This window comes from Qipengyuania gaetbuli, from assembly GCF_009827315.1.
GTDB lineage: Bacteria > Pseudomonadota > Alphaproteobacteria > Sphingomonadales > Sphingomonadaceae > Qipengyuania > Qipengyuania gaetbuli.
Window position 1 is genome coordinate 1,023,475 of the sequence record NZ_WTYF01000004.1, and the last position, 13,439, is coordinate 1,036,913.

18 protein-coding genes are annotated in these 13,439 nt (G+C 65.8%); 14 read left to right on the forward strand and 4 right to left on the reverse strand.

Annotation, left to right across the window (positions count from 1 at the left end):
- Positions 1 to 48: 48 nt before the first annotated feature.
- On the reverse strand, positions 49 to 1,041 hold the full coding sequence (gene cobS / locus GRI42_RS07450; RefSeq protein ID WP_199800441.1) for a cobaltochelatase subunit CobS: 993 nt from the start codon (positions 1,039 to 1,041) through the stop codon (positions 49 to 51).
- Between the two features lie 55 nt (positions 1,042 to 1,096).
- Between cobS and GRI42_RS07455 the strand changes: the two genes are divergently transcribed.
- Positions 1,097 to 1,942, forward strand: a complete 846-nt coding sequence (locus GRI42_RS07455; RefSeq protein ID WP_160607665.1) for an oxygenase MpaB family protein — start codon at positions 1,097 to 1,099, stop codon at positions 1,940 to 1,942.
- Between the two features lie 9 nt (positions 1,943 to 1,951).
- Here the strand turns inward: GRI42_RS07455 and GRI42_RS07460 are convergent, their stop codons facing one another.
- Positions 1,952 to 2,635: a winged helix-turn-helix transcriptional regulator gene (locus GRI42_RS07460; RefSeq protein ID WP_160607667.1), complete on the reverse strand. Its 684-nt coding sequence runs from the start codon at positions 2,633 to 2,635 to the stop codon at positions 1,952 to 1,954.
- A 76-nt stretch (positions 2,636 to 2,711) separates the two neighbouring features.
- Between GRI42_RS07460 and GRI42_RS07465 the strand changes: the two genes are divergently transcribed.
- The 5 genes from GRI42_RS07465 to GRI42_RS07485 are packed head-to-tail and all read left to right on the forward strand — an operon-like array spanning position 2,712 to position 5,432.
- On the forward strand, positions 2,712 to 3,083 hold the full coding sequence (locus GRI42_RS07465) for a DUF1428 domain-containing protein (RefSeq protein WP_160607669.1): 372 nt from the start codon (positions 2,712 to 2,714) through the stop codon (positions 3,081 to 3,083).
- Position 3,084: 1 nt separating this feature from the next.
- The gene (locus GRI42_RS07470; RefSeq protein ID WP_160607671.1) at positions 3,085 to 3,870 is read left to right on the forward strand and encodes a VOC family protein; all 786 of its coding nucleotides are present in this window, start codon (positions 3,085 to 3,087) and stop codon (positions 3,868 to 3,870) included.
- A gap of 3 nt (positions 3,871 to 3,873) precedes the next feature.
- Positions 3,874 to 4,512 (forward strand): glutathione S-transferase family protein, encoded by a 639-nt coding sequence (locus GRI42_RS07475; RefSeq protein ID WP_160607673.1) that lies wholly within the window; start codon positions 3,874 to 3,876, stop codon positions 4,510 to 4,512.
- Positions 4,505 to 4,990: a VOC family protein gene (locus tag GRI42_RS07480; RefSeq protein WP_160607675.1), complete on the forward strand. Its 486-nt coding sequence runs from the start codon at positions 4,505 to 4,507 to the stop codon at positions 4,988 to 4,990. The genes GRI42_RS07475 and GRI42_RS07480 overlap by 8 nt, the downstream gene beginning before the upstream one ends.
- Position 4,991: 1 nt before the next feature.
- Complete coding sequence (locus GRI42_RS07485; RefSeq protein ID WP_160607677.1) at positions 4,992 to 5,432, forward strand: SRPBCC family protein; 441 nt, start codon at positions 4,992 to 4,994, stop codon at positions 5,430 to 5,432.
- Here the strand turns inward: GRI42_RS07485 and GRI42_RS07490 are convergent, their stop codons facing one another.
- Positions 5,433 to 6,026, reverse strand: coding sequence for a DnaJ domain-containing protein (locus GRI42_RS07490; RefSeq protein ID WP_160607679.1), 594 nt, complete (start codon positions 6,024 to 6,026; stop codon positions 5,433 to 5,435).
- 60 nt (positions 6,027 to 6,086) lie between these two features.
- Here GRI42_RS07490 and GRI42_RS07495 point away from each other — a divergent pair, with 60 nt between their 5' ends.
- The 4 genes from GRI42_RS07495 to GRI42_RS07510 are packed head-to-tail and all read left to right on the forward strand — an operon-like array spanning position 6,087 to position 8,987.
- Entirely contained in the window at positions 6,087 to 6,359 is a 273-nt protein-coding gene (locus GRI42_RS07495; RefSeq protein ID WP_160607681.1) for a BolA family protein, read from the forward strand.
- A gap of 9 nt (positions 6,360 to 6,368) precedes the next feature.
- The gene (locus tag GRI42_RS07500; protein ID WP_160607683.1) at positions 6,369 to 7,259 is read left to right on the forward strand and encodes a pirin family protein; all 891 of its coding nucleotides are present in this window, start codon (positions 6,369 to 6,371) and stop codon (positions 7,257 to 7,259) included.
- A gap of 10 nt (positions 7,260 to 7,269) precedes the next feature.
- On the forward strand, positions 7,270 to 8,085 hold the full coding sequence (locus GRI42_RS07505; protein ID WP_160607685.1) for an SDR family NAD(P)-dependent oxidoreductase: 816 nt from the start codon (positions 7,270 to 7,272) through the stop codon (positions 8,083 to 8,085).
- Positions 8,085 to 8,987 carry an alpha/beta fold hydrolase gene (locus GRI42_RS07510; protein ID WP_160607687.1) on the forward strand — a complete coding sequence of 301 codons (903 nt, stop codon included), beginning with the start codon at positions 8,085 to 8,087 and terminating at the stop codon, positions 8,985 to 8,987. The genes GRI42_RS07505 and GRI42_RS07510 overlap by 1 nt, the downstream gene beginning before the upstream one ends.
- On the opposite strand, the gene GRI42_RS07515 is transcribed toward GRI42_RS07510, so the two are convergent.
- The gene (locus GRI42_RS07515; RefSeq protein WP_160607689.1) at positions 8,984 to 10,051 is read right to left on the reverse strand and encodes a DUF2332 domain-containing protein; all 1,068 of its coding nucleotides are present in this window, start codon (positions 10,049 to 10,051) and stop codon (positions 8,984 to 8,986) included. The two genes, GRI42_RS07510 and GRI42_RS07515, sit on opposite strands and share 4 nt — an antisense overlap.
- A 44-nt stretch (positions 10,052 to 10,095) precedes the next feature.
- Between GRI42_RS07515 and hisG the strand changes: the two genes are divergently transcribed.
- From hisG to thiL, 4 genes are read left to right on the forward strand one after another with little or no spacing between them, the layout of a single operon-like run.
- On the forward strand, positions 10,096 to 10,749 hold the full coding sequence (hisG, locus tag GRI42_RS07520; RefSeq protein ID WP_160607691.1) for an ATP phosphoribosyltransferase: 654 nt from the start codon (positions 10,096 to 10,098) through the stop codon (positions 10,747 to 10,749).
- Positions 10,749 to 12,038, forward strand: coding sequence for a histidinol dehydrogenase (hisD, locus tag GRI42_RS07525; protein WP_160607693.1), 1,290 nt, complete (start codon positions 10,749 to 10,751; stop codon positions 12,036 to 12,038). Before hisG ends, hisD begins: the two co-directional genes overlap by 1 nt.
- Positions 12,035 to 12,487 (forward strand): transcription antitermination factor NusB, encoded by a 453-nt coding sequence (nusB, locus tag GRI42_RS07530; RefSeq protein ID WP_160607695.1) that lies wholly within the window; start codon positions 12,035 to 12,037, stop codon positions 12,485 to 12,487. Before hisD ends, nusB begins: the two co-directional genes overlap by 4 nt.
- A 23-nt stretch (positions 12,488 to 12,510) precedes the next feature.
- Complete coding sequence (gene thiL / locus GRI42_RS07535; RefSeq protein WP_160609133.1) at positions 12,511 to 13,347, forward strand: thiamine-phosphate kinase; 837 nt, start codon at positions 12,511 to 12,513, stop codon at positions 13,345 to 13,347.
- Positions 13,348 to 13,439: the final 92 nt, after the last annotated feature.

Genomic DNA, 13,439 nt, shown 5'->3' on the forward strand with positions numbered 1-13,439 from the left:
GCCTACTGTGTTATCAGGTCAACACAGCTATTCATAGTGGCTTGAAGATTAACTCTTCCCGACCACGCTTTCGGGCAGGTCTTCGCCGAACACGCGCTGGTAGTATTCGGCCACCAGCATGCGCTCTTCCTCGTCGCACTTGTTGAGGAAGGAAAGGCGGAAGGCAAAACCCACGTCCTTGAAGATGGCATAGTTCTGCGCCCAGGTGATCACCGTACGCGGGCTCATCACGGTCGAGATATCGCCGTTGATGAAGCCCTGCCTCGACAGGTCGGCGACCTTGATCATGTCGGCGAGGATCTTGGGATCGATGCCGGGGTTCTTCGCCTCCACGATCTTCTGCTCGGTCTCGGCGGGCAGGTAGTTGAGGCCGACCACGATGTTCCAGCGGTCCATCTGGCCCTGGTTGATCGCCTGCGTGCCGTGGTAAAGCCCGCTGGTATCGCCGAGGCCGACCGTGTTGGCGGTGGCGAAGAGGCGGAAGTTCGGATCTGGGCGGATCACGCGGTTCTGGTCGAGCAGGGTCAGCTTGCCCTGCTGTTCGAGCACGCGCTGGATCACGAACATCACGTCCGGACGGCCCGCGTCATATTCGTCGAACACCAGCGCGACCGGGTGCTGCAGCGCCCAGGGCAACAGGCCCTCGCGGAATTCAGTCACCTGCAGCCCGTCGCGAAGCACGATGGCATCGCGGCCGACGAGGTCGATACGGCTGATATGGGCATCGAGATTGATGCGGATGCACGGCCAGTTGAGGCGCGCGGCGACCTGTTCGATGTGGGTAGACTTGCCCGTGCCGTGATAGCCCTGCACCATCACGCGGCGGTCGTGCGCGAAGCCGGCAAGGATGGCGAGCGTGGTGTCCGGATCGAACACGTAGCTTTCGTCGAGATCGGGCGTGCGCTCGTCCGGCTTTGAAAAAGCGGGGACTTTCCAGTCGATGTCGATGCCGAACGTCTCGCGGACGTCGACTTCGGTATCGGGTGCGGGAAGGACGGTCCTGGCGGCCGCGTCGAAGGTCTTGTCGGTCATCTCGTTCATCGCATGGGCGAGGTAGGGATTTATCTCGGCGGAGCCAAGCCTATATTGGGTCGCGATGCCGCAAGAACCTCTATCCGAGCGCCTTCGCCTGAAACTGGTCGATCGCGTGCGCGGCGTGTTCAACGATATCGAGGGCGGCGAACAGCCGGTGCCGGTGTCGGACGAGGCCCTGTTCGACAAGAATTCGCCCATCCGCATGGTCCATGCCGATATCGTGGCGATGATGGTCGGCGGGATCAGGAGCCTGCTGCTGCAAATGCTCCATCCCCATGCGTTGCAGGGCGTGCTCGACCATTCCAATTTCCGCGAGGACATGCACGGGCGCCTGCGCCGCACGGCACGCTTCATCGCGGTCACCACTTTCGGCTACCGCGACGATGCGCAGGCCGCGATCGAGCGGGTCAACCGCATCCATGCGGCAGTCGGCGGGACCCTGCCCGACGGCACGCGCTACGAGGCGTCCGATCCGCGCACCTTGGCCTGGGTCCACGTAGCCGAGGCGACCAGCTTCCTTGCCGCATACCTGCGCCACGTGCGCCCCGACATGCCCGGACACGAACAGGACGAATATTACCGCCAGTTCGCTGTCATCGCCCGCGCGCTGGGCGCGGACCCCGTCCCGCTAGACCGGCGCGAGGCGGAGGTGCTGTTCCGCGAACTGCGCGGCGACTTGCGCGCCTCTCCGCAAGCGCGCGAGGTGGCGCAGCTGGTGCTGACCCAGAAGCCCGAAGGATCGCCACCTGCAGTGCAGGCGCTGCTCGGCGCGGAGGCGGTTGCGCTGCTGCCGCCCTTCGCCCGCTCGATGCTGGTGCTCGAGCGTCCGGGCCTTGCCGCGATCCCCGCACGTGCGGCGACCTGGGGCATGGGCAAGACGCTGCGCTGGGCTTTCCGGCAGGGTTAGACCGACGAGCTAGGCGAGCTTTTCGGGCAGTTCGAAGATGCTGGCAAAGCGCATGGCCGCCTTGCTCTCGCCTTCGATCGACAGTCCCATCTCGCGCTCCAGCTCTTCCAGCGGCACACCGGCATAGAACAGCGCGGCAAGCGCAGTCGCATTGGGGGCGCGAATGATGAAATCCGCATCCACCGGATCGCCGCGCCGAACCGGCAGTTCGCCGCCGCGCAGCTGCGCCACGAACCGCTCGCCGCCGATGTCGAAGCCCGCTTTGAAGTCCATTCCCTCGGCCTTGGCGGGATCGAACATGGTGCGCAGCGACAGCATGATCGATACGGGCGAGAGCGGCAGCATGGGATCGTGCGCGCTCGACATAGCGGCCCAGCGCCCCAGTTCCTGCATCACAGGCTCGGCGCGATAACCCCATTCGGTCAGTTCGTAGACCTGCACCGGCGCGGGCTCGTCCAGCATGCGCTTCGCCAGCACGCCCGCTTCTTCCAGCGCGCCGAGGCGTTCGGTCAGCACTTTGGCCGAAATTCCGGGCAGGCTGGCGCGAAGACCAGAAAACCTGCGGGGACCCAGCATAAGCTCGCGCACGACCAGCATGGACCAGCGTTCGCCCAACAGTTCGAGCCCAAAGGCCGTCCCGCAGGCATCGTTGTACCAGCGACCGTGACCAATAGTTTCTTTTTGTAACTTCACAGTTGCTTTTAGTAACTCAACCGCCCATCACAGGCAAGCCTTCGAGTCGCATCGGAATTCGAGAGGGAGTAAGTCGATGTATGTGAACGGATTTTTGCTCGCCGTCCCAGCTGACAAGAAGGATGCCTATCGCGAGGTCGCCGAGAAATTCTGGGACATCGCGAAGGACTATGGCGCGAGGTCGCAGGTCGAATGCTGGGAGGTCGATGTGCCTGACGGGCACACCACCGATTTCCGCCGCGCGGTCAAATGCGAAAAAGGCGAAAAGATCGTGTTTTCGTGGGTCACCTGGGACGACAAGGAAACCGCCGACGCCAGCCACGACAAGATGATGGCCGACCCGCGCATGGCGGAGAATTTCGGCGCAGCCGACGGCAGCGACATGCCTTTCGACGGCAAGCGTATGATTTACGGCGGGTTCGAACCGCTGGTGTGGAAGGAGGCCTGACATGCCCAACAATCACGGCGACTTCCTGTGGTACGAATTGATGACCGTCGATGCGGACAGTGCGGCGCGGTTCTATGGCGGCCTGCTGGGGTGGGACTTCCAGTCTGCGGGGCAGGAAGGCATGGATTACCGGACCTTCGCCAAGGATGGCGAGGGTATCGGCGGCCTCATGCCGCTGACCGATGAAATGACGGCAGGCGGTGCGCGCCCGATGTGGGCAGGATATGTCACCGTCGACGATGTCGATGCCAGCGCGGCAAGGATCAACGAACTGGGCGGTACGGTGATGATGGGGCCGCAGGACATTCCCGGTGTGGGCCGCTTTGCTTTCGCAGCCGATCCTTCCGGCGCGCCCTTCTACATCATGAAGGGCAGCGTCGAGGGGGGCGAGACCACCTCCTTCTCCAAATACGAACCGCGCGAGGGTCATTGTGCGTGGAACGAGCTGGCGACGGCCGACCAGCCGGGTGCCGACGCTTTCTACACCGCGCTGTTCGGATGGGAGAAGGCGGACACGATGGATATGGGCGAGATGGGCCCTTACGACATGTATTCGAACGGCGACTACACGCTCGGCGCGATCATGGGAAAACCCCCGCAGATGCACATCAGCCAGTGGAGCTTCTATTTCCGCGTCCCTTCGATCGACGAGGCCGCGGATTATGTGAAGGCCAATGGCGGCCGGATCATCAACGGCCCGATGGAAATCCCGGGCGGCGACCATGTCTTCACCGGCGTCGATCCGCAGGGCGCGACATTCGATCTCATCGGCACGAAGGAGGCCTGAGCCATGGCGCAATACACGTTCTTCACCAATCCGATGAGCCGGGGCCAGATCGCACGCTGGGCGCTGCACGAGGTCGGTGCGGACTATGCCACCGAGCTGGTCGACTGGACGAACAAACCGGCCGGCCTGACCGAGGCAAACCCGCTCGGCAAGGTGCCGACGCTCGTCCACCATCACGGGGGCGATCATATCCACGTCGTCACCGAAACCGCGGCAATCTGCCACTACCTTGCCGAAATGCACCCCGAGCGGGGCCTGCTTCCCCTGCCCGACGAGAAGGCGGATTACTTCCGCTATTTCTTCTTCGCTGCCGGCCCCGTCGAACAGGCCGTGGTCTCGCGCGCGATGGGCTGGTCGGTCGACGATCCGCAAAAGCAGGGCATGCTCGGCTACGGCAGTTACGAACGGGCGATGGACACGTTCGACACGCTGCTGACGGGCCGCGATTTCGTCTGCGGCGACCGCTTCACCATGGCCGACGTCTATGTCGGCAGCCAGGTCGACTGGGGGCTCAATTTCGGCTCCATCCCCAAGCGCGCCGTGTTCGAGGACTATGCGGCGCGGCTGCGCGAACGCACTGCCTACAAGGAGGCCAAGGCCATCGACATGGACCTCATAGCCAAGGCGCAGGCCAATGGCTGACGAAATGCTGGCTCTGTGCCTCTGGTTCGAGAAGGACGCGGAAGCAGCCGCGCGTTTCTACTGCGACCTCTTCCCCGACAGCGAAATCGTCTCGATCAACCGCTCGCCCACCGACTGGCCGGGCGGCAAGGCGGGCGACGTGCTGACCACCGACCTGACCCTGCTGGGTGTCAGGACGATGGCCATGAGCGGCAACACCGACGACACCTTCACCAACGCCATCTCGCTGCAGGTCTTTACCGAGACGCAGGAGGAAACCGACCGCTACTGGGACGCCCTGCTCGGCGAGACGGGTTCGCCCATGGCCTGCAGCTGGCTGACCGACCGCTTCGGCATCCGCTGGCAGGTCGTGCCGCGCGTGCTGATGGAAGGACTGGCGCACGAGGACCCCGAGGTGAAGGGCCGCGTCTTCGGCGCGATGATGCAGATGGTGAAGATCGACCACGCGGCGATCGAAGCCGCGATTGCCGGGAACTGACATGCACGAATTATCCGTCACCCGCTTCATCGCCGCCTCGCCGGAAAAGGTCTGGGACGTGATGGCCAACCGGCAGGAAGAATGGTGGTGCCCCCGCCCCTGGTCGATCGAGATGATCGCGCAGGAACGCCGCCCGGGTGGTCGCAGCGCGATGATCATGCGCGGCCCCGAGGGCGAGGAGATGCCGCAGGAAGGGATCTTCCTCGCGTGGGAAGAAGGCCGCCGCTTCGTCACCACCGATGCTGTCACCAGCGATTTCCGACCAGCCGGTCCCTTCATGGTCGGCATCTGGGAAATCGAGCCCGAGGGCGACGGCACGCGCTACACCGCCAGTGCCCGGCACTGGACCGAGGAATCCATGTGGCAGCACGCCGAGATGGGTTTCGAGGAAGGGTGGAGCGCCTGTGCCGCCCAGCTCGCGGAGCTGTGCGAAGGCGGCTGATCAGGCGATCGCGCGGCTCTTGCGCAGCGTCTGGTAAGCTTCGACCACCTTGCCCAGCCGCGCCTCATGGGTGCGGTCGCCGCCATTGCGGTCGGGGTGGTAGCGGCGGACCAGTTCCGAATAGCGCCGCCTTAGCCTAGTGCGATCAACATCCAGCCCAAGGCCCATCGTGTCGAGCGCCTCTGCCTCTTCGCGGCTAAAACGCCCGTCCATCGCCATCTCGGCCTGCCTTCGCGCGCGGCTCTTGATGCCATTGGCGCGCGCCGAGATCGCTTCCAGAGGGTCGTCGTAATCGGCCCAGCGCGGCATTCCGTCGACGCCGGCGGTGGGACGGAAGGTCGGGCTTTCGGTGCGCCACCCGCTCGCCGGGGCCTGCGCCTCGAGGATTTCCTCTGCCGTCATGCCTTCGAACCAGTCGTATCCGGCATTGAATTCGCGCACGTGCTCAAGGCACATCCAGCGCCAGCTTCCCGGTCCGTCGAAGCCGTGCCCGGCCGTGCCCGGAGCGCGGAATTCGCCGGCCTCGGTGCAGGCGGGATGATCGCAGGTTCTTCCTTCGGCTTCGTGCCGTCCGTGAAACTTTGTCTGACGCATTCGTTCTAGGATGGGGAGCGAAACGCTGTATGGGAAGAGGCAGCAAGGAGAAGCGAACGCATGGCAGGACCGGTTCAGCAGGAGATGGAACGGCTTTTGACCGGGGCCTTCGCGCCTACGCGCCTCGAAGTGATCAACGACAGCGCGAAGCACCACGGCCATGCCGGCGACGACGGCAGCGGCGAATCGCACTTCAGCGTCGTAATCGAGGCACCTGCCTTTGCCGGCAAGAGCCGCCTAGAGCGCCAGCGCATGGTCAACCGCGCGCTGGGCGACATTCCGGGCGAGCGCGTCCACGCCCTCTCCATCCAGGCATCCGCACCGACACCATAAGGAACCGAGATGAGCCAGATCGACCTGACGCTTACGCCGACAACCCACGACCTCGGCCAGTTCGAGGTCCGACGGGTTCTTCCGGCCAAGAAGCGGACCATGGTCGGTCCCTTCATCTTCGTCGACCAGTTCGGCCCGGCGCAGCTCGATCTCGGCACGGGAATGGACGTGCGCCCGCACCCGCATATCAACCTCGCCACAGTGACCTGGCTGTTCGAGGGCGCGATCGAGCACCGCGACAGTATCGGCAGCGTCTCGACCATCCGTCCTGGTCAGGTGAACCTGATGACCGCCGGGTGCGGCATCGTACATTCCGAACGCTCGCCAGCGGCAGAGCGCAAGGCGGGGCCGAGGCTCTACGGCATGCAGACCTGGCTCGCACTGCCCGACGGGCGCGAGGAAATCGACCCGGCCTTCGAGGCGGTGACCGAGCTTCCCATCGTCGAGGACGGGCGCGCGCGGGCCATCGTCATCATGGGCGAGCTGTGGGGCGAACGCGCGCCGACCACCACCTATGCCGATACCATCTATGCCGAAATCATGCTGGAAGCGGGCGGCGCCATCCCGATCGAGGAGGATGCCGACGAACGCGCGCTGATGCTGGTCGGCGGCGAGGCGAGCGTCGATGGGCACGAGCTGGAGCAATACACGCTCAACATCCTCCAGCCCGGCCGCGACATGACGCTGGAGAGCAAGACGGGGGCGCGCGTCATGCTGTTGGGCGGCGAGGCATTCGAGACCAAGCGTCATGCTTGGTGGAACTTCGTCAGCTCGCGCTGCGAGCGCATCCAGCAGGCCAAGGAAGACTGGCGCAACCACCGCTTCCCGGAAATCCCGGGCGACAGCGAGGAGCGCATCGAGCTGCCGGAAGGCGAGCCGAAGACCGTTACCTATCCTTGAGGGGGACCACATGAGTTTCGAGGGAAAGACCGCCTGGATCACCGGCGCATCGAGCGGTATCGGGGCCGCGCTGGCGAAGGAATGGGCCGCGCGCGGTGCCGCGATCATCCTCTCTGGCCGCGACGAGGCGCGCCTTGCCGAAGTCGCCGCAAGCCTGCCCACCGAAACGCTCCTCCTGCCATTCGACGTGCGCGACGAGGGCGCGATGGAGGCCGCGACGGACAAGGCCACCGGCTGGATAGGCCATGTCGACATCTTCGTCGCCAATGCCGGCATTTCGCAGCGCAGCCCGGCGGTCGATACCGCGATGCAGGTCTACCGCGACATCATCGAGGTCGACCTTACCGCGCAGATCGCCGCGACGCAGGCGCTGCTGCCGCACTTCACGGCGCGCGGCAGTGGGCATTTGATGTTCATCTCCTCCATCGCGGGCAAAGTCGGCGTGCCCATGCGCACTGCCTATTGCGCGGCCAAGCACGGCCTCATCGGCTATGCCGACGCGCTGCGCGGCGAATTGTCGCAGAGCGGCGTCGCCGTCCACGTCGTGTGCCCCGGCTCGGTCGCCACCGATGTCAGCCGCAACGCACTGACCGCCGACGGCAGCAAGCGCGGACGCAGCGATAAGGTCATCGACAACGGCATTCCCCCGCAAGAGGCCGCTCGCCGCATCATCGACGCGGTCGAGGCAGGCGAGCGCGAGATCATCGTAGCCGAGGGCATGGAGCAGGCGATGGGCGAAAGCCGCCGCACGCCCGATGCCATGTTCGACCAGGTCGCCGCCATGGTGGCGGCAGGCTACATGGAAAAGATGCAGGCGGAAGACTGATGGACTGGCCCCAGACCCGCATCACGCTCGCCAACGGCATCGAGCTCGACACCGTCGACACCGGCCCGCGCGATGCGCCGGTGCTCATCTTCTTACACGGCTTTCCCGAAAGCCACCGCACCTGGCGCCACCAGATCGCCCATTTCGAGGACCGCTACCGCTGCATTGCCGCCGACCAGCGCGGCTATCGCGGCTCGTCCAAACCCGAAGGCGTGGACAGTTACACGCCCGACAAGATCGTGGGCGACGTCTTTCTGCTGGCAGAGGCGCTGGGCGTCGACACCTTCACCATCGTCGGCCACGACTGGGGCGGCGCGATCGCATGGGGCGTGGCGATGGCGGGCCAGATGACCGGCAAGGTCACGCGCGCGGTCATCGCCAACGCGCCGCACCACGCGGTCTTCCAGAAGCTGCTCTACACCTCTCCCGTCCAGCGCGAGGCAAGCCAGTACATGCGCGGCTTCCGCGATCCGGCAAAGGAGGCGCTGGTGCAGAAGAAAGGCCTGTTCGGCATCCTCGAGGACCAGATCCGCTGGGACGCGCCCGACAAGATGGAACCGGCAGAGCGCATGCGCCTGCTGGAGGACTGGCAGGACCGCGATGCCGCGATCGCCATGCTGAACTGGTACCGCGCCAGCCCGATCGACATCCCGCCGCTCGATGCGCCCTATGAAGTGCCCGAAGGCTGGGCCCCCGCGCCCTTCCCTCCGATCACTATCCCAACACTGGTGATCTGGGCGCAGGACGACCTCGCCCTGCCGCCGGAGAATACCGACGAGCTGGACAGGCACGTGTCCGACCTGACGCTGGTGAAAGTGCCCGATTGCGGCCACTTCGTTCCGTGGGAAGCGCCCGATGCGGTCAATTCCGCGATGGAGGAATTCTTCGCGCGTACCGGTTAGGCAGTGAGCCACTCCACCCATGCGCCGTGGGGATGCGCATTGGCAAGGTGCACCTGGCTCTCCCCGCCGGGCCAGTAACGGACCTTGAGTTCGTGCGCGAAAGTCTCGCGATTGGTTTCGAGGCTGACATGCGCGAAGGGGTGCTCTGCACCTGCACGCGCCCCTGCATCCTGCATGGCCGCCTCGATCCGCGCCTGCGTCGCGTCGGAAAGGTACTGCCACATGATCGAATGGGCGAGCACGCGGGTGACGCCCGCCTCTTGCTTGCGCGCCAGCTCCTGCTCCAACCAGTCGCCTGCATCCATGCGCTCGATCTCAGGCGGCATCTGCTTTGCCAGCGCAATCGCGGCGTCGATCCGCGCCATGCGGCCGGTCGCCTCGGGCCAGACATAGCTCTTGAGGCGCAGCGCCTCGGCCTCGTCGGTCAGGTCGACCGGCGCGATGTCGCTGCCGCGCGCATCGGCGAATTCCATGGCGGCGGCAGGCGGCGGATTGCCGCGCCATTCGGGGGCAATCCGCATCCGGCTTGCCGAAGGGCCCGTCTCGACCCCGCCGAGATCGTAATGGTAGCGGCCCATCATCGTGTTGATGCCCGCGCTGGCCCCGATTTCGAGGAATTCGAAGCGCGGCGTCGTCCGCCCGTCCGCCAGCCACAGCAATGCGGCGGCAAAGCTGGCCGACCGGCCCGCCTCGTTGGTCTGCGGCGGCCCGTCGAGCCACGGCATCAGGCGCGCGTCATGCGCCTCCACGATTTCCAGCAGCAGCGCATCGACATCGGCCTGCGAGGCAACGCGCCCGGCATAGACATCCGCCAGTCGAGGTTCGTCGCCAGTCAGCAGGAGGTTGTGGATGCCGCCTGCTATCCTCAGCGGCATGGCATCGCGCAGCGAAAGCCCCTGCCAAGCGAAAATCCGCCGTGCGGTGGCTGCCTCGCTTGCCTCCAGCGCCAGCAGCGCGCGCACGACCTGCGCCGTGCCAGGCGCACCGGCATTCTCCGCATGGCGGGCCTGCCATTCGATGGCTTCGGGCACCGATACGATTTCCATTACCGCGCCGTCAGCCATATGCGTTGCCCTTTCTGCCTCGTGTCACTATCTGCCGCCACGCAATGACCAACAGCCTGACCTTTGCCATTCCCAAGGGGCGAATCCTCGACGAGGCGCTGCCCGTGATGGCGCGTGCCGGCGTGGTGCCCGAGGATGGCTTCCACGACAAGGCCAACCGCTCGCTCACCTTCGCCACGACGCGCGACGACATGCGGCTGATCCGCGTGCGCGCCTTCGACGTGGCGACTTTCGTGGCGCATGGCGCGGCGCAGCTGGGCATCGTCGGGTCCGACGTGATCGAGGAGTTCGACTATGCCGAACTCTACGCGCCGGTCGATCTCGACATCGGCCACTGCCACCTTGCCGTGGCGGAGCCCAAGGGCGCGCAAGACACCGGCAGCGCCAGCCATTTGCGCGTTGCGACCAAGTACCCCAACATCACCCGCCGCCATTTCGAGCGGATGGGTATCCAGGCCGAATGCGTGAAGCTGAACGGGGCGATGGAAATCGCGCCCGAACTGGGGCTTGCAGGCCGCATCGTCGACCTCGTCTCCACCGGCACTACGCTACGTGAGAACGGGCTCGTCGAAACCAGCCGCATTATGGACATTTCCGCGCGCCTGATCGTCAACCGCGCCGCGTTGAAGACCGACCCGCGCGTGGCCGCACTGGTGGAGGCCTTCCGCGCCATCAGCGAAGAGCAGAGCGCCGCCTGATGCTGCTGCTGAAGACGAGCGACGAAGGCTTCGAGGCGAAGTTCACCAAGGTCGTGCGCGACCGCCGCGAAAGCGACACGCAGGTCGGCCGCGACGTGTCCGCCATCCTCCACGAGGTGCGCGAGCGCGGCGACAAGGCGCTGGTCGAATACACCACCCGCTTCGACGGCCACAATCTCTCCACCGAGGACGACTGGTCGATCTCGAAGGAAACCTGCGAGGAAGCCTACAAGTCGCTCGATGCGGACCTGCGCGAGGCGCTGGAAACCGCCGCCGAGCGTATCCGCGCCTATCACGAAGGCCAGCTGCCCGAAGACCGCGACTACACCGATGCCATCGGCATGCGGCTCGGCGCGCGCTGGACGGCGGTCGATGCGGCGGGCCTCTATGTGCCCGGCGGGCGGGCGGCCTATCCCTCCTCGCTGCTGATGAACGCCATTCCCGCCAAGGTCGCGGGCGTCGGGCGTCTTGTCGTTACCACCCCCACGCCCAAGGGCGAGGTGAACCCGCTGGTGCTGGCCGCCGCGCATATCGCCGGGGTGGACGAAATCTACCGCGTCGGCGGCGCGCAGGCCGTTGCCGCGCTCGCCTATGGCACGCAGCGCATCAAGCGCGTCGATGTCGTAACCGGCCCCGGCAATGCCTGGGTCGCGGAAGCCAAGCGCCAGCTTTACGGCGTGGTCGGCATCGACATGGTCGCAGGGCCGAGCGAAATCCTCGTTATCGCAGACGGGAAGAACGATCCCGAGTGGATCGCGGCCGACCTCCTGAGCCAGGCCGAACACGACCCGACCAGCCAGTCGATCCTGATCACCGACGATGCGCGCTTTGCCGCGCAGGTCGAAGATGCGGTCGATCTTGCCCTGATGAAGCTCCCGACCGCCAAGACGGCGCGAGCCAGCTGGGACGCGCACGGCCTCATCGTAATCGTCGACAGCCTCGAAGACGCGATACCACTGGCCGACCGGCTGGCCGCCGAACACGTCGAGATCGCCGTGGACGATCCCGAGCCGCTGTTCGCGAAGCTGCGCCATGCGGGCAGCGTATTCCTCGGCCGCAACACGCCCGAAGCCGTCGGCGACTACATCGCCGGGCCCAACCACGTCCTTCCCACCGGCCGCCGCGCGCGTTTTGCGAGCGGGTTGTCGGTACTCGACTTCATGAAGCGCACCAGCTTCATCGGTGCCAGCCAGGGCGCGCTCGAAGCCATCGGGCCTGCCGCAGTGCGCCTTGCCGAGGCGGAAGGCCTCCCCGCGCACGCCCTTTCGATTTCCAAGAGACTGTCATGAGCAACAACCCCCGTTCGCAGGCCCGCAGCGCCGCCCGCCTCGGCGCCGTCCAGGCGCTTTACCAGCAGCAGATGGAAGGCACGGCCACCGCCCGCCTCCTCGACGAATTCCACCAGCATCGCCTCGGCAAGGTAATCGAGGACGAGGAATATGCCGAGGCCGATGTCGAGTTCTTCGACGACATCGTGAAGGGCGTCGATGCCCGCCGCGGCGAGATCGACGACCTGATTGCCGCGCGCCTCGCCTCGGGCTGGACGCTTGCCCGTCTCGATAAGACCATGCTGCAGATCCTGCGCGCCGGCAGCTACGAACTGCTCGCCCGCGCCGACGTGCCCATGGCCGCGGCGATCAGCGAATATGTCGATGTCGCCAAGGCCTTCTTCGACGACCGCGAGGCGAAGTTCGTGAACGGCATCCTCGACGCGGTCGCCAAAGAGATCGGACGCTGAACGAAGGCGCCTTCATCGAGGCGCTGAAGGCGCTGGCGACCTCACCCGCAGCGCGCGGGCTCGAAGACGATGCTGCCGTGCTGCCACTGGGCAGCGAGACGCTGGTCCTCACCCACGACACCATGGTCGAGGGCGTGCACACGCTCGACGGGCAGGACCCTGCCGACGTGGCGTGGAAGCTGGTGGCAGTGAACCTGTCCGACCTTGCCGCCAAGGGCGCCGAGCCGCTCGGCCTGCTGGTGTCGCACATGCTCGGCGACGACGACCACCGTTTCATCGAGGGGCTGCGGGCGGTCTGCACCGAATACTGCGTGCCCCTGCTCGGCGGCGACACTGTGCGCAGCGAAGGCACGCGCGCCTGGGGCTGCACCGCCATCGGCCGGGCGACCCACGTACCGGTCCCTTCGCGCAGTGGTGCGAGGGCCGGCGATGCAGTCTATCTAAGCGGCCTGATCGGGCAGGCGCTGCTCGGTTTCGAGGCGCTGCGCGACGGGACCGGCGGGGACGAGAGCGCCTATTGCCGCCCGCGCCCGCAGCTGGAACTCGGGCATGCGCTTGCCCCAAGCGTCACGGCTATGATGGACGTATCGGACGGCCTCCTGATCGATGCATCACGCATCGCGCGAGCGAGCGGCGTGACCCTCCACCTCGACAGCGATGCCATCGCATCAATGGCACCTGAAGGCAGGCTCGAGGAAGCCATGCGCTGGGGTGACGACTATGTCCTGCTCGCGTCCGGACCCGAAGGCCTGGAGGCATACCACCCGGTCACGCGCATCGGCACGGTGCTGGCGCGCGGCGACGAACCCTTGCTGCTCGACGGATCGCCGCCCGAAGGCAAACTCGGCTACACGCACTGATATTGCCCGATAGCCGGGCAAAAACCCCGCAAAGCCGCCTTTTCGGGCCTTGTCAGGCAAGGTTTGCACCTTATACCCCTCGGCCACGTGCC

Bases quoted from the DNA above. Each gene is read 5' to 3' on its own strand.
- cobS (WP_199800441.1), bottom strand. From the start codon at position 1,041: ATGAACGAGATGACCGACAAGACCTTCGACGCGGCCGCCAGGACCGTC.
- GRI42_RS07455 (WP_160607665.1), top strand. From the start codon at position 1,097: ATGCCGCAAGAACCTCTATCCGAGCGCCTTCGCCTGAAACTGGTCGAT.
- GRI42_RS07465 (WP_160607669.1), top strand. From the start codon at position 2,712: ATGTATGTGAACGGATTTTTGCTCGCCGTCCCAGCTGACAAGAAGGAT.
- GRI42_RS07470 (WP_160607671.1), top strand. From the start codon at position 3,085: ATGCCCAACAATCACGGCGACTTCCTGTGGTACGAATTGATGACCGTC.
- GRI42_RS07475 (WP_160607673.1), top strand. From the start codon at position 3,874: ATGGCGCAATACACGTTCTTCACCAATCCGATGAGCCGGGGCCAGATC.
- GRI42_RS07480 (WP_160607675.1), top strand. From the start codon at position 4,505: ATGGCTGACGAAATGCTGGCTCTGTGCCTCTGGTTCGAGAAGGACGCG.
- GRI42_RS07485 (WP_160607677.1), top strand. From the start codon at position 4,992: ATGCACGAATTATCCGTCACCCGCTTCATCGCCGCCTCGCCGGAAAAG.
- GRI42_RS07490 (WP_160607679.1), bottom strand. From the start codon at position 6,026: ATGCGTCAGACAAAGTTTCACGGACGGCACGAAGCCGAAGGAAGAACC.
- GRI42_RS07495 (WP_160607681.1), top strand. From the start codon at position 6,087: ATGGCAGGACCGGTTCAGCAGGAGATGGAACGGCTTTTGACCGGGGCC.
- GRI42_RS07500 (WP_160607683.1), top strand. From the start codon at position 6,369: ATGAGCCAGATCGACCTGACGCTTACGCCGACAACCCACGACCTCGGC.
- GRI42_RS07505 (WP_160607685.1), top strand. From the start codon at position 7,270: ATGAGTTTCGAGGGAAAGACCGCCTGGATCACCGGCGCATCGAGCGGT.
- GRI42_RS07510 (WP_160607687.1), top strand. From the start codon at position 8,085: ATGGACTGGCCCCAGACCCGCATCACGCTCGCCAACGGCATCGAGCTC.
- GRI42_RS07515 (WP_160607689.1), bottom strand. From the start codon at position 10,051: ATGGCTGACGGCGCGGTAATGGAAATCGTATCGGTGCCCGAAGCCATC.
- hisG (WP_160607691.1), top strand. From the start codon at position 10,096: ATGACCAACAGCCTGACCTTTGCCATTCCCAAGGGGCGAATCCTCGAC.
- hisD (WP_160607693.1), top strand. From the start codon at position 10,749: ATGCTGCTGCTGAAGACGAGCGACGAAGGCTTCGAGGCGAAGTTCACC.
- nusB (WP_160607695.1), top strand. From the start codon at position 12,035: ATGAGCAACAACCCCCGTTCGCAGGCCCGCAGCGCCGCCCGCCTCGGC.